Genomic DNA, 12,850 nt, shown 5'->3' on the forward strand with positions numbered 1-12,850 from the left:
CACTACAGATTAAACCTGAGGTTGCTAATCCTTTACCACCTTCATTTGTTTTAACAATTGCATTTTAAAAAAAATAACCCTATTACCCAGCAGGAATGTATAACTGTTGATGCTCAGAAATTATTCTGAGCATTTTTTATTGAATGATTTGATTTAGTCAACTTGATAATCTTGAAGAAAGAATACTATTTCCTCCCTCTTACTCCCTCTTACACAGACTAAACGAATAAACTTCTGCATAAATTGGACACCCCCAGTTAACTGCCTTTCCGGTTTACAATCTATCCGAATACTATATCTTAAGCGTGAAGGATTGTCAGGGAAAGGAGTGGTAGCGATTCCGGATTCAAACCATGAACCGAAACGATATGAATCAAGATTGTACGAAATAGAAGCCCGGCTGAAAGTATTGGAAAAGTCATTAGAGTCAAAAGCGGATACGAAAGATGTTATCGTAAAAATCGATGAATTAATTAAAGAAAAAGAACTCATTACAAAAACAGAATTAAATAATTTTCATAAAAGGATGGAAGCAACGCTGCATGCCAACCATGTTAAACTATTAAAATGGATGGTAGCCACCGGTATCAGTTCTGTGGCCGCCATTGCTGCAGTTTTGCGTATATTTGTTTGAGTGACCCTCCTGCATTAAATCTTCCTCCACGCAGTGACCATATTAATACCGAATGACAACACCTCAATGTGATAGAAAATTTGAACCATTGACAATGATTTTATCGATGTTACAATCTAACTAACAATTTAAAAATCACTAGGGGTGCCTTTTAAAAAGGCTGAGATTAAAGTGATGGACTTTAAGACCCTTTGAACCTGATACGGTTGATGCCGGCGAAGGGAAGTGACCGAACGATAATTACCATTCTATAACCAGCTATACGTTCAAAACCACTTCCCTGTCATCAGGAAAGTGGTTTTTTTGTGTTTTAAAAGTGTTAGAGGAGGTGTATCAGTGGACCGTGTTCAAAAACGTGACAAAACTATCGGTAAACTCCATGTCATCTCGACCGGACATCAACTCCCTGAAAAACTGGCAGCCATTACCGAACAAATCATTCACCAAGTAGACGTAATTCATCTTCGGGAGAAATCGTGGTCCGATAAACAAATGATTCAAACCATACAACTGCTTCAAGCCAAAGGCATCCCAATGGATAAACTTGTTGTCAACCATCGTGTGGCAATTGCCCATGGCATGGACACTAAAGGCGTGCAACTCACTCATGCCAGCATTGATCAAGAGACTGTTCGTCGCACTTACCCCAATCTCAGTATTGGCTGTTCTGTCCACTCAGTAAAAGAGGCCATTTATGCCTGGCGTCATGGTGCTGATTATTTAGTTTTTGGTCACGTATTTGCAACCCGGTCAAAACCCGACTTACCACCTAAGGGGCTGATGGAATTACGAAGAGTTGTCGGGCACGTCAACATACCCGTTCTGGCAATTGGCGGGATCACGCCGGAAAACACACCGGATGTCATGCAGGCTGGAGCAAGCGGAATTGCTGTATTATCCGGAATACTGCTGGCCAACAACCCTCTGGAAAAGACGGCAGCCTATAACAGAGCATTACAGAAAGGCGGTGAACAAAGTGTATGATGTCATTATTGTTGGGGGTGGTGTCATTGGGAATTCGATTGCCTTTCATCTAAGCAAGCGTCATTATCATGTTCTTGTCATCGAAAAGGATACCATCGGACAAAAGGCATCCGGAGCAGCAGCCGGGATGTTGGGCGCACAAAATGAAGTGGGTGCCGACAGTCCGCTGTCATCACTTGCACGTCAAAGCAGAGCCATGTTTCCTCCATTAGCGGAAGAACTAAAGTCACTCAGCGGAATCGATATCGAGTTGATCCACAGTGGCATAATCAGACTCGCCCGAACAGAAGAAGAAGCAAAACAGTTAAAACAGGCTGCTGATCGCCAACAGAATTCAGGTGAAGACGCAGAATGGCTATCCCGTGAACAACTGAAAGAAAAAGAACCGAATCTTTCTGCCGATTCCATGGCTGGGGCACTTTACATGCCATATGACGGTCAGGTCAATGCACGACTGTTAACGAAAGCGCTAGCACATTCGGCTGTTAAATTGGGGGCAGACATTCTGGAACATACGGAAGTACAGGATTTTTTGACTGAAAACAACCGTATAACCGGCGTCAGAACAACTACCGGCACAATTCTGGCCAATTCAGTTGTCACAGCAGGCGGGGCATGGAGTCGGGACCTTTTGAAAAAAACCGATTTAGCACTGGATGTGTACCCGGTAAAAGGCGAATGCTTTTCCGTTTATCATGATGAACATCTGATGACATCCAGTATATTTTCACCGGGGTGTTATGTTGTACCGAAGTCCGGCGGGAGATTCATTATCGGCGCTACACAAAAACCCGATAGCTTGGATGATTCCGTACGGCTGGACGGCCTGCATTCACTGATAAAGCGCGCCATTGGTCTGATCTCTGAACTCAGAAATGCAAAATGGGAAAAGGCGTGGACCGGTCACAGGCCGCAAACGAAAAATGGATTGCCTTATATGGGCGAACATCCCGATATTAACGGGTTATGGGTGGCAGCCGGACATTTTCGAAACGGTATTTTATTAGCGCCCATTACCGGCTCGCTGATGGCAGATTATATCGAAGGAAAACCTGTCAATGATACCTTTCGACTTCAGCAACTATCACATAAGGAGGTTAATCTATGAATCTCTTGATTAATGGTTCAACGGTTCAATTACCGGAGCATGTATTCACGATTTCGGATGTTATTAATCATTTTGCAGTCGATCAGCCAGTGGTCATCGTTGAATATAACGGTGAAATTTTAGATAAAGAAACCCATTCGACAACAAATGTGGCGAATGGCGATAAACTGGAATTGGTTAATTTTGTAGGAGGTGGCTGATATGCTAACCATTAGCAACAAATCCTTTCAATCCCGCTTACTGCTGGGAACCGGAAAATACCCGAATGTTGATGTACAAAAACAGGCCGTTGATGTATCGGAAACAGAGATTTTAACCTTCTCTGTCCGCCGCATGGATATTTTTGAGCCATCACAGCCCAACTTATTGGAAGAAATCGATGTGACAAACTATGACCTGTTACCGAACACAGCCGGTGCCTATACAGCAAAAGAAGCTGTGCGCACAGCCAAACTGGCACATGCATCCGGTCTTTGTGACATGATCAAAGTCGAGGTGATCGGGGATACGAAAACACTGCTGCCGGATCCTGTGGAAACAGTGAAGGCAACAGAGGAATTGCTCAATGAAGGGTTCACAGTCCTTCCCTATACGTCTGATGATGTCGTTTTGGCCGGAAAATTGGAGGAATTGGGTGCGCATGCCATCATGCCCGGCGCATCACCAATTGGATCGGGGCAGGGTATTATCAATCCGCTTAACTTAAGCTTGATTATCGAGCAGTCGAATGTCCCGGTGATTGTTGATGCGGGAATTGGATCCCCGAAAGATGTGGTTACGGCCATGGAACTCGGCGCCGATGGTATTCTTTTAAACACAGCTGTCTCCGGATCTAATGACCCTGTCAAAATGGCTGAGGCGATGAAACTTGCTGTTCAGGCAGGACGACTTGGGTATGAAGCAGGCCGCATTCCGAAAAAGCGTTATGCGACTGCCAGCAGCCCTGAAGAAGGAGTCAGTGTCTAATGGAAGAGCGCTATTCCAGACAAATATTATTTTCACCCATCGGCAATGAAGGCCAAAGAAAAATAAGGCAGAAACATGTCCTCATCATTGGCGCCGGAGCACTTGGCACCAGCATTGCGGAAATGCTTACCCGTGCCGGTGCCGGTAAAATCACCATTGCAGACCGGGATTATGTTGAATGGAGCAATCTTCAGCGTCAGCAGCTTTACACTGAAAATGATGTGGAGAACCGGCTTCCAAAAGCGATCGCAGCCAAAAGCAAACTGGAAGCCATCAATCGTGACGTGAGCATCGAAACTCACGTTACTGATGTGACACCAAGCGAGTTAGAGCAGCTTGTGCAAGGCGTTGACTTAATGCTCGATGCCACAGATAATTTCGATATTCGTATGATTATGAACGATACTGCTCAGAAATACAACATTCCCTGGATATACGGGGCGGTTGTCAGCAGTTATGGCATCAGTTACACGATTATACCGGGTGAATCACCATGCCTGCATTGTTTGATGGAGCAGGTTCCCCTCGGCGGATTAACCTGTGACACAGCCGGCATTATCAGTCCCATCGTCCAATTAGTAACGGCACACCAAACAGCAGAAGCATTGAAAATTTTAACCGAAAACAGGGACGCGTTGCGAGATAAACTTGTATCCTTCGATCTGTGGAGCAACCAGCAAGCTTCAATAAATGTTCAGAGGCTAAAAAGCGACAACTGTTCCTCATGCGGCGCGTCGCCAACCTATCCGTTTCTGGATTATGAAAACCAGACCAAAACGGCTGTTTTATGCGGAAGAGATACGGTGCAAATCCGGCCGCAATCACCCAAAAAACCGGATTTGCCGGAAATGGCTGACTACCTGTCCCAATTGGGAATAGTCGAACAAAATCCGTTCCTGTTGTCATTTGCCGTTGATGCCAACCGGCTCGTCTTATTCCAGGATGGGCGTGTCCTAGTTCACGGAACCAATAATGTCGCTCAGGCCAAATCACTTTATCACCGGTATTTAGGTTAAAGTATTGATAGTAAACAATGCGAATACACCGCCTTGTTTATCAACAATAAAACCAATATGGTAACCATTATCAGGGGGATCCAGGATGCAAATCTTACAATGGTTTGTCGATTTGGGAGCAAGCGTCATGCTCCCGATTATCTTTTTCATCTTTGCATTGATACTTCGAACCGGTATCAAAAAAGCCTTCCATTCCGGAATTACAGTCGGTGTTGGGTTTGTCGGCGTGAATCTGATTCTTGATCTATTGACGGAGAGCCTCGGACCGGCAGCACAATCGATGGTTCACCATTTCGGCATGGATCTGCAAATGATTGATGTCGGCTGGCCGGCCGCTTCGGCTATTTCCTATGGGACCGTACTGGGGAGTCTGGCTATCCCGATCAGCATCGGTGTCAACCTCCTCCTTTTAACTATCGGACTTACCAAAACCGTCAACGTCGATATTTGGAATTATTGGCATATGGCCTTTACCGGATCACTTGTCTATGCCATAACGAATGATTTTACCCTTGGGATATTAACCATCGGCGTCCATGCCATTGTTGTACTGTTAGCGGGGGATCTATTAGCCGATGATGTGGAATCTTATTTTGGTTATCAGAAAATGACGTTTCCACACGCGGCTTCTGCACCGTCCTATTTTTTGGCGAAACCGATGAATGCATTGTTTGACCGTATTCCCAAATTTAATCAAATCCAGGCAAATCCGGAAACCATTCAACGGCGTTTTGGCTTATTCGGGGATTCTACGATGCTCGGCGCGCTTCTTGGGCTCCTGATTGGCCTTTTGGCAGGATATAACGTGCAGGAAACATTGCAATTGTCCGTTCAAACTGCGGCTGTCATGCTGTTACTGCCGAAAATGGTTGCTTTGTTAATGGAAGGTCTCACCCCGGTTTCTGAAGCTGCCAGCAACCGCATCAAAAAAAGATTTCCCGATCGCGACTTGTATATTGGAATGGACAGTGCACTGACGATTGGGCATCCGGCTGTTCTGTCCGCTTCGTTATTAATGGTGCCAATCACACTGGCGATGGCTGTTATCCTGCCGGGAAATCGTGTCCTGCCATTCGGCGACTTAGCCTCACTCCCGTTTTTGTTTTGTTTAATGGTGCCTGTATTCCGCGGCAATATCATTCGAACAGTGATCACAGCAACGATTTATATCGGTGTGGGATTATACATAGCGACCTGGATTGCACCACTATTTACGGAAATGGCCATTAATGCAGATTTTGATACGGGAACGAATACCATTATTTCCTCGCTGATTGATGGTGCCGTTTGGACAACATTTATTTTCACCGGATCCGGACAGTGGCTGGGCTGGTTTGGTATTGGCTTGATTGGAATCATGGCCTTTGCTGGACTTCTATATATTCATAAATGGAAACGTAAGGAGAATAATCGATGAAAAAAGTACTCGTTATTTGCGGTACAGGAATTGCAACATCCACCGTTGTTATCGAAAAGTTAAAGGAATGGCTCGAAAAGGAACAGCTTAATGAACACGTGACATTACATCAAGCAAATGTTCAAGATGCTATCAATAAAGAGAATGAATACGACTTCATGATATCGACCACGATTGTTCCTGAAAATTTACAGGAAAAAGCGATTGACGGTGTTCCATTATTGGCAGGAACAGGTGAAGAAGACGTTTATGAAAAGATTAAGCATCGAATGAAATGAATTAAATGATATTTTACGATTGGTTATCCCGCATGAAACTGACAGATGGATCCCCACTTATCCGCTTTAGTTTTATCTCATCGTCTTAAAGTTGGGCTTCCTGACTGTACATGCGGGATAAAATCTTTATAGCAACAAATTATTTCCTCCAATTATGATATGAATTGCCTGTCCCTACATTCCTCAGTACTCACTGCTACCCCGCGCAATTTCCGCCTGGCTCCCTTCCCCCAACTCTTCACTGCCTCTGCCGTAACACCTTCCTGTTCAGCAATTTCTTTTAGCGGCTTGCCTTCAATAATATGTTCGGTTACCCATTTCCATTGATTGTCCGACAGCTGACCTTTCACTTTCTGCCAAAATGCTGCGTCGCATTCCTCATGGTCTGCCTCCTGTCTTACGATCGGATAGTTCCAATTCTGATTCCGATAATAATTGCCCTTATCAATATGGACCCTGTGTTCGTAAGCGTATTGCGCTGTCTTTTCCGTTTCTTTGTTCTGCTTCCGCATCAAATCGATTATACGATTGCGGATCATGTAGTTAAAGTACGTTGCCATCGTTCCTTTATCAGGTTCGTAATTCTCGTACGCATTCCACATGGCGACCAAACCTTCCTGATAAAATTCCTGATGCGGATCCTGAATATTCAGCCGGTGAATGTAATAATGAATCCGCCGCTCGTTCTGTCTGAAAATCTCCTCAAAAGTAGCCATTTCCCTCTCCATCTTAATCCCCCCGTAATGTTTGTAGGCAGAGGTTATCAAACGCCCTCTTCATGACTATAATCGAAACTTTTTCGGATTTGGGGGCATTAGTATGAAAAGTTATTTTAAAAATTTTTTAACAGGGAAACGCCACTTTTTCGGGATTCGTTTCGATTGTAGAGGTGAGAAGGGATATGGACGTGCTGATGAGAAAAGTGAGCGTATTAAGGAGATGCGCAAAACTCGCTTCAGGAATCCTTAAATCCTGTTTTTCGAAATTTCACTAATATATATACCAGAGTTATGAGTGCAAACACGAAAATTAAATGATATCTATATTCAGGGAGAACAAGCAGCAAGGCACTGAAAAGGATAATCCCTATCGCCGTTAATACTGTTTCAATCAGTTTATAATTTTTCATAATTGCCCTCCTAAGCATTAATTGTGATTGTAACACAAGCAAAAAGCGATAGAAGGGAGCATGAAACTTTTTAAAATTTCATGCCCCAAAATTAGATTCATTTCGATTATGGTTATGAAGAGAAGAACAAATTTTTACCAACAATGATCCGAATCGAGCCTAACTGAAACGCACCAAAAAGTATTTTTTCTTCCCGCGGCGGATAACGGTAAATTGGTCATCAATGCGATCATCTTCACCCACAACATATTGCAGATCCTGCTGGCGTTCACCATTGATGTAAATTGCGCCGTTCTTGATATCTTCCCTTGCCTGCCGTTTGGATGACGAAATCGATGCATTTACGAGCAGATCAATCAGGCCGATATCTTCTTTGGATGCCTCATATGTCGGGACATCTTTAAATCCCTGCTCAATATCGCCGGCTGACAGATCTTTCAAATCACCACTGAACAGGGATGCTGTAATTTTTTGTGCCTGTTCCAGTGTTGCCTGACTATGCACCATTACCGTCATTTCTTCAGCAAGACGTTTTTGCGCCTGGCGTTTTTCCGGATTGTTTTCGAGTTCCGCTTGCAGTTCATCAAGCTCAGCATCTTCAAGAAAAGTAAAGTATCTTAAAAATTTCATCACATCACGGTCATCAGTGTTAATCCAGAATTGGTAAAACTCATATGGGGTCGTTTTTTCCGGATCAAGCCAAATCGCACCGCCCGCTGTCTTGCCGAATTTGCTGCCGTCTGCTTTGGTAATCAGTGGCAGGGTCAGGCCAAATACATTGATTTCCTCATCTTCGTTTTCACGGGCGCGGCGAATCAGTTCCATACCGGCTGTAATATTGCCCCATTGATCGCTGCCGCCGATTTGCAGGGTGCAGGTTTCTTCTTCATAGAGTTTCATGTAATCGAGCGACTGCAAAATCATGTAACTGAACTCTGTAAAGGAAATGCCCTGCTCAATTCGGGCTGATACAGATTCCTTGCCAAGCATGTAATTGATGCCAAAATGTTTGCCGGCATCACGGAGAAAATCAATCACCGTCATGCTTCCGAGCCAATCATGATTATTCCGGGCGACTGCAGCATTTGTCCCATTATCAAAATCAAGCAATTTGGCTAATTGCTGCTTCACTTTTTCACTGTATTCATGCACAACCGACGCTTCATTCAGGGAACGTTCAGTTGAGCGGCCGCTCGGGTCACCGATCATACCGGTTCCCCCACCGATCAGGCCAATCGGTTTATGGCCGGCCCGCTGGAATCGTTTCAGCATGATAATCGGCAGTAAATGACCAATATGCAGACTGTCTGCTGTTGGGTCAAACCCGCAATATAAGGTCACCTGATTTTCGTTCAAGTGTTTTTCCAACGCTTCCCTGTCTGTCGTTTGCTGAATCAGACCGCGTTTTTCAAGATCTTGTAAAATATCCATACAGCCTCCACTCCATTTCAGAAATAATAGGTTGTTCTCATATATAGCGTTGTTATTCATCACCGCAGTTGAAATACACTTCACTTGCCACGGGTCCTAGCCCAGGCAGCACAACGTTGGTTGCAAGGAGCCGTACAGGGTAGGGAAAGTTTCGGCAGCGACACGTCGCACGAAGATAAAGTGTTTTTCTTTTTCGAGGACGTGGCGTTACTTGCTGTTCTTCCTTTATATACTCTGCGGGGCCCCTTAGGCTCGGTTGTCTTAAGCGTTGAGATACTTTCTATGTGACTTTTCGATGGCTTCCCCTAGGTGTTTGCTCATTTAGACACCTCCTCTCTGACGTTTCAACGGCTTTCGATGGCTGTTTCGGCACTGAGATGCCTTCTCTCTGACTTTCCAACGACTTTCGATGGCTGTTTCGGCACTGAGAGACCTTCTCTCCGACGTTTCAACGGCTAAAACAGCCAAAATAAAAAACCCGCCCCCATAAAATAAGGGACGAGTTTACGCTCGCGGTACCACCCTTGTTGCACCTATCATGCCACTTGGGATTGTTAACGGTGATAACACCGTCTTCTTTGGGCATTCGAATAGACTTCTGCCCAAGGAAGATGCTCCGGATTGTAATTCGTCTGCAAATGTTTTCCGGCTCACACCACCCACCGGATCTCTGAAAAAGTGATTTGCACAACTACTTTGATCGTTCAATGCTCTGAATATATGATTATTATCTATTCATACCACACATGTAACACAAATGCAATATCTAATTAATAATTTTAAATTCAACACATGAAACTGCTGTGCTATAATAGATTTGATTCAGGGGAGGTTTTTAAAAAGTGAACTTTAAGCAAAATGTAGAGAAATATATAAGTAAAGCTAAATCACTTTGGGGAAGTGTCAAATCACATCGATATACCGAAAAAGTACAATCTGTCTGGAGAACGGGGAAAGTCCAAAAATCAACACGTATCAGTTATGATGTCATTTGGAGTGTTCTATTATTCTTCCTGATTATCGGTGTGATTGGAGCATTTTTTGCCGGTGGTGCCGGTGCTGGTTACTTTGCATCCCTTGTCAAGGATGAACCAATCCGCGACTACGAAAGTATGGAAACCGATATTTATGATTATGAAGAAACATCATCACTTTATTTCGCGGGTGAGAAGTATATTGGTGATATCCGTTCTGATATACACCGCGAAGAAGTCTCATTGGAAAATGTTTCGGATGTCCTGAAAGATGCGGTCATTGCAACGGAAGATGAATATTTCAACGAGCATGAGGGGATTGTTCCGAAAGCCATTGTACGCGCGATGGTTCAACAGGTGACCGATTCCGCCACACAGACCGGGGGAAGTACTTTGACACAGCAGCTCGTCAAAAATCAAATATTGACGAATGAGGTGTCATTTGAGCGGAAAGCAAAAGAAATTTTAATCGCCATGCGTCTGGAACGTTTTTTTGAAAAAGATCAAATTTTGGAAGCATACTTAAACATTGTCCCATATGGCCGTGATGCCTCAGGAAGCAATATTGCCGGGATCCAGACAGCAGCACAGGGCATATTCGGAATTGATGCATCAGAAGTGAACCTGGCCCAGGCTGCTTATTTAGCTGGTTTGCCACAAAGCCCTTCTTCTTATACGCCTTTTCAAAACAGCGGGGGATTAAAGGATGAAGAAGGATTGCAACCGGGGATTAACCGCATGAGTTCAGTATTAAACAGAATGTATGAGTCAGATTACATTTCAAAAGATCAATATGACGAAGCGATGGCATATGACATAACAGCTGATTTTACCGAGGAATCACAGTCACCGGTTGAAAAATACCCGCACTTGACATTTGAAGCCGAAAATCGTGCCAGTGACATCATTATGGAGCACTTGGCCGAGGAAGACGGCTTTTCCATGGACGATTTAAACAGCAATGAGGATTTGATGGAAGAATACAGCGCATTGGCCGATCGTGCTTTACGGCGAAACGGCTATCAAATCCATACAACCATTGACAAAGAAACACACGACACCTTTAGGGAAGTCGCGCACAACTATGAACATTACGGGCCGGATAAGACCGGATATGAGGAGGACCCCGAAACTGGCGAACAGGTGGAATCCATCGATCCAGTCCGTACAGGCGGTATTTTGATTGAAAATTCAACAGGAAGAATTATCAGTTTTCTGGGCGGACGGGATTTCGATGAGGATAGTCAATTGAATTATGCCACCCAGGCAGTACGGTCAAACGGGAGTACGATGAAACCGATCCTGGTTTATGCCCCGGCATTCGAAAAGGGTGTCGTCCAACCGGGTACGCCTGTAGCTGATATACCGAGAACTTATTCGGGTGGCTGGACACCGGGAAATTATGGCAGCGGCTATTACGGACTCGTTTCAGCACGGACAGCGCTGGCCAATTCATATAACGTCTCAACAATCGACATTTATGACCGGTTCAATGAGCAGGATCCCGTCAGTGAATTTCTCGAACCGATGGGCATTACATCAATTGGTGAAAATGAATATGCCAACCTGTCGCTCTCAATCGGTGCAACGACAACGGGTATCACGGTTGAAGAAAATGTTAACGCCTTTGCCACACTTGGAAATCAAGGGCAATTTGCCGACGGGTATATGATTGAAAAAATTACAGACCAGGATGGCGACGTCATATTTGAACATGAGCCGGATCCTGTTGATGTCTTCTCACCGGAAACAGCCTACCTGACGATTGATGTAATGCGGGATGTGCTTGATCAGGGAACTGGCACATACGTGCAGTCACAGATTAACAACAAAAATGTTGACTGGGCAGGTAAAACCGGTACATCACAGGATTACAAGGATGCCTGGTTTGTCGGTGTTAATCCAAATGTATCGATGGGCGTGTGGCTTGGATATGACGATGAACATAGCATTCAATGTCCATCCTGCTCGTTAAGCTACAGCCAGCGGACCCAGCAATTATGGGCACAGCTGATCAATGCAGCGTCCGATATTAACCCGGAACTGGTGGCACCTGAGGAGAGCTTTGAACGGCCGGATGGTATCGTCTCACAAAGCTACTGTGCCATTTCCGGAATGCTGCCTTCAGATCTATGTGAAGAAGCAGGATTAGTGCAAACCGACCTGTTTAATGCCGAGCATGTACCGACGGAAGAAGATGACAGCCTTATCCGGGGGTCTTATGTCACCGTTGACGGAAGAGCTGTTGCAGCAGATTCAAACACACCGGACGAATTTGTGGAAGGTGATGGTCTAAGATTCAATCCGGAATTTCTGCAACGAAATAATTATGATCAGCTCAGTGATCTTTCCACTCTCTTCCCGCGTACCAATCGGGAAGCATGGGAACAGATTGGTGTGCCGGAATCAGAGGTCAGCAGTGATGTGATCGAAGACGATGGCGAAAATCCTGACGCACCTTCCTCGGCTTCAGCATCAGGCGATGAGCTATCCTGGAACACCTCAGGCAGCAATGACGTTGTTGGTTACCGGATTTTCCGGGCCAACAACCCGGATGGCTCATTTGACCTTGTTGGCAGTACAACTGGGACAAGCTTTACCGTGCCGGATAATGGTGCTGTCTATCATGTGAAAGCAGTTGATTATTTCGGATTAGAATCGTCAGCATCAAATGACGTCACATTCGATGATGCTTCTGAATCTGAGGAAGATTCGGACTCAGAAGGAGATAACGGCAATGCCGGCAGTGATTCCGATGAATCGGATAATGGCAATGATGAAGACAATAATGGTGATACGAACGGATCAGATGATGGCAACGATGAAGACAACAATGGCAGCGGGAATGGTGATAATGGAGATGGCGATCAGGATAATAGCAACAATGATGATGACTAAAAGAGGTTGGGACAT

At 44.7% G+C, this 12,850-nt stretch carries 13 protein-coding genes, 1 riboswitch and 1 other annotated feature; of the genes, 10 read left to right on the forward strand and 3 right to left on the reverse strand.

Annotation, left to right across the window (positions count from 1 at the left end):
- Positions 1–313 precede the first annotated feature (313 nt).
- The 8 genes from Len3610_RS08915 (at position 314) to Len3610_RS08950 (ending at position 6,403) form a co-directional block, all read left to right on the forward strand.
- The gene (locus Len3610_RS08915) at positions 314–634 is read left to right on the forward strand and encodes a hypothetical protein (protein ID WP_176447641.1); all 321 of its coding nucleotides are present in this window, start codon (positions 314–316) and stop codon (positions 632–634) included.
- A 130-nt stretch (positions 635–764) separates the two neighbouring features.
- Positions 765–875: riboswitch (TPP riboswitch) on the forward strand.
- A gap of 95 nt (positions 876–970) precedes the next feature.
- Positions 971–1,618 (forward strand): thiamine phosphate synthase, encoded by a 648-nt coding sequence (locus Len3610_RS08920; RefSeq protein WP_176447642.1) that lies wholly within the window; start codon positions 971–973, stop codon positions 1,616–1,618.
- Positions 1,611–2,726, forward strand: a complete 1,116-nt coding sequence (thiO, locus tag Len3610_RS08925; RefSeq protein ID WP_255259851.1) for a glycine oxidase ThiO — start codon at positions 1,611–1,613, stop codon at positions 2,724–2,726. Before Len3610_RS08920 ends, thiO begins: the two co-directional genes overlap by 8 nt.
- Positions 2,723–2,926, forward strand: a complete 204-nt coding sequence (gene thiS / locus Len3610_RS08930) for a sulfur carrier protein ThiS (protein WP_176447644.1) — start codon at positions 2,723–2,725, stop codon at positions 2,924–2,926. The genes thiO and thiS overlap by 4 nt, the downstream gene beginning before the upstream one ends.
- Before the next feature lies 1 nt (position 2,927).
- The gene (locus Len3610_RS08935) at positions 2,928–3,692 is read left to right on the forward strand and encodes a thiazole synthase (RefSeq protein WP_176447645.1); all 765 of its coding nucleotides are present in this window, start codon (positions 2,928–2,930) and stop codon (positions 3,690–3,692) included.
- Complete coding sequence (locus Len3610_RS08940; RefSeq protein WP_176447646.1) at positions 3,692–4,708, forward strand: thiazole biosynthesis adenylyltransferase ThiF; 1,017 nt, start codon at positions 3,692–3,694, stop codon at positions 4,706–4,708. The genes Len3610_RS08935 and Len3610_RS08940 overlap by 1 nt, the downstream gene beginning before the upstream one ends.
- Before the next feature lie 85 nt (positions 4,709–4,793).
- Positions 4,794–6,125 (forward strand): PTS galactitol transporter subunit IIC, encoded by a 1,332-nt coding sequence (locus Len3610_RS08945; RefSeq protein ID WP_176447647.1) that lies wholly within the window; start codon positions 4,794–4,796, stop codon positions 6,123–6,125.
- Complete coding sequence (locus Len3610_RS08950; RefSeq protein ID WP_176447648.1) at positions 6,122–6,403, forward strand: PTS sugar transporter subunit IIB; 282 nt, start codon at positions 6,122–6,124, stop codon at positions 6,401–6,403. Before Len3610_RS08945 ends, Len3610_RS08950 begins: the two co-directional genes overlap by 4 nt.
- Before the next feature lie 152 nt (positions 6,404–6,555).
- On the opposite strand, the gene Len3610_RS08955 is transcribed toward Len3610_RS08950, so the two are convergent.
- A complete protein-coding gene (locus Len3610_RS08955) occupies positions 6,556–7,131 on the reverse strand; it encodes a sigma-70 family RNA polymerase sigma factor (protein ID WP_176447649.1) in 576 nt (191 codons plus the stop codon).
- A 91-nt stretch (positions 7,132–7,222) separates the two neighbouring features.
- Here Len3610_RS08955 and Len3610_RS08960 point away from each other — a divergent pair, with 91 nt between their 5' ends.
- Positions 7,223–7,372: a hypothetical protein gene (locus Len3610_RS08960; RefSeq protein WP_176447650.1), complete on the forward strand. Its 150-nt coding sequence runs from the start codon at positions 7,223–7,225 to the stop codon at positions 7,370–7,372.
- On the opposite strand, the gene Len3610_RS08965 is transcribed toward Len3610_RS08960, so the two are convergent.
- Positions 7,359–7,532: a hypothetical protein gene (locus tag Len3610_RS08965; protein ID WP_176447651.1), complete on the reverse strand. Its 174-nt coding sequence runs from the start codon at positions 7,530–7,532 to the stop codon at positions 7,359–7,361. The genes Len3610_RS08960 and Len3610_RS08965 overlap by 14 nt on opposite strands.
- Before the next feature lie 159 nt (positions 7,533–7,691).
- Entirely contained in the window at positions 7,692–8,963 is a 1,272-nt protein-coding gene (gene tyrS, locus Len3610_RS08970; RefSeq protein ID WP_176447652.1) for a tyrosine--tRNA ligase, read from the reverse strand.
- A gap of 491 nt (positions 8,964–9,454) precedes the next feature.
- Positions 9,455–9,680, reverse strand: a binding site (T-box leader).
- 125 nt (positions 9,681–9,805) lie between these two features.
- Between tyrS and Len3610_RS08975 the strand changes: the two genes are divergently transcribed.
- A complete protein-coding gene (locus Len3610_RS08975) occupies positions 9,806–12,835 on the forward strand; it encodes a transglycosylase domain-containing protein (RefSeq protein ID WP_176447653.1) in 3,030 nt (1,009 codons plus the stop codon).
- Positions 12,836–12,850: the final 15 nt, after the last annotated feature.

The sequence above is a fragment of the Lentibacillus sp. CBA3610 genome (assembly GCF_013373365.1).
Classification (GTDB): Bacteria; Bacillota; Bacilli; order Bacillales; family Amphibacillaceae; genus Lentibacillus.

Excerpts from the sequence above, each read along its gene's own strand:
- thiS (WP_176447644.1), top strand. The coding sequence starts at position 2,723 with ATGAATCTCTTGATTAATGGTTCAACGGTTCAATTACCGGAGCATGTA.
- Len3610_RS08935 (WP_176447645.1), top strand. The coding sequence starts at position 2,928 with ATGCTAACCATTAGCAACAAATCCTTTCAATCCCGCTTACTGCTGGGA.
- Len3610_RS08940 (WP_176447646.1), top strand. The coding sequence starts at position 3,692 with ATGGAAGAGCGCTATTCCAGACAAATATTATTTTCACCCATCGGCAAT.
- Len3610_RS08945 (WP_176447647.1), top strand. The coding sequence starts at position 4,794 with ATGCAAATCTTACAATGGTTTGTCGATTTGGGAGCAAGCGTCATGCTC.
- Len3610_RS08950 (WP_176447648.1), top strand. The coding sequence starts at position 6,122 with ATGAAAAAAGTACTCGTTATTTGCGGTACAGGAATTGCAACATCCACC.
- Len3610_RS08955 (WP_176447649.1), bottom strand. The coding sequence starts at position 7,131 with ATGGAGAGGGAAATGGCTACTTTTGAGGAGATTTTCAGACAGAACGAG.
- Len3610_RS08960 (WP_176447650.1), top strand. The coding sequence starts at position 7,223 with ATGAAAAGTTATTTTAAAAATTTTTTAACAGGGAAACGCCACTTTTTC.
- Len3610_RS08965 (WP_176447651.1), bottom strand. The coding sequence starts at position 7,532 with ATGAAAAATTATAAACTGATTGAAACAGTATTAACGGCGATAGGGATT.
- tyrS (WP_176447652.1), bottom strand. The coding sequence starts at position 8,963 with ATGGATATTTTACAAGATCTTGAAAAACGCGGTCTGATTCAGCAAACG.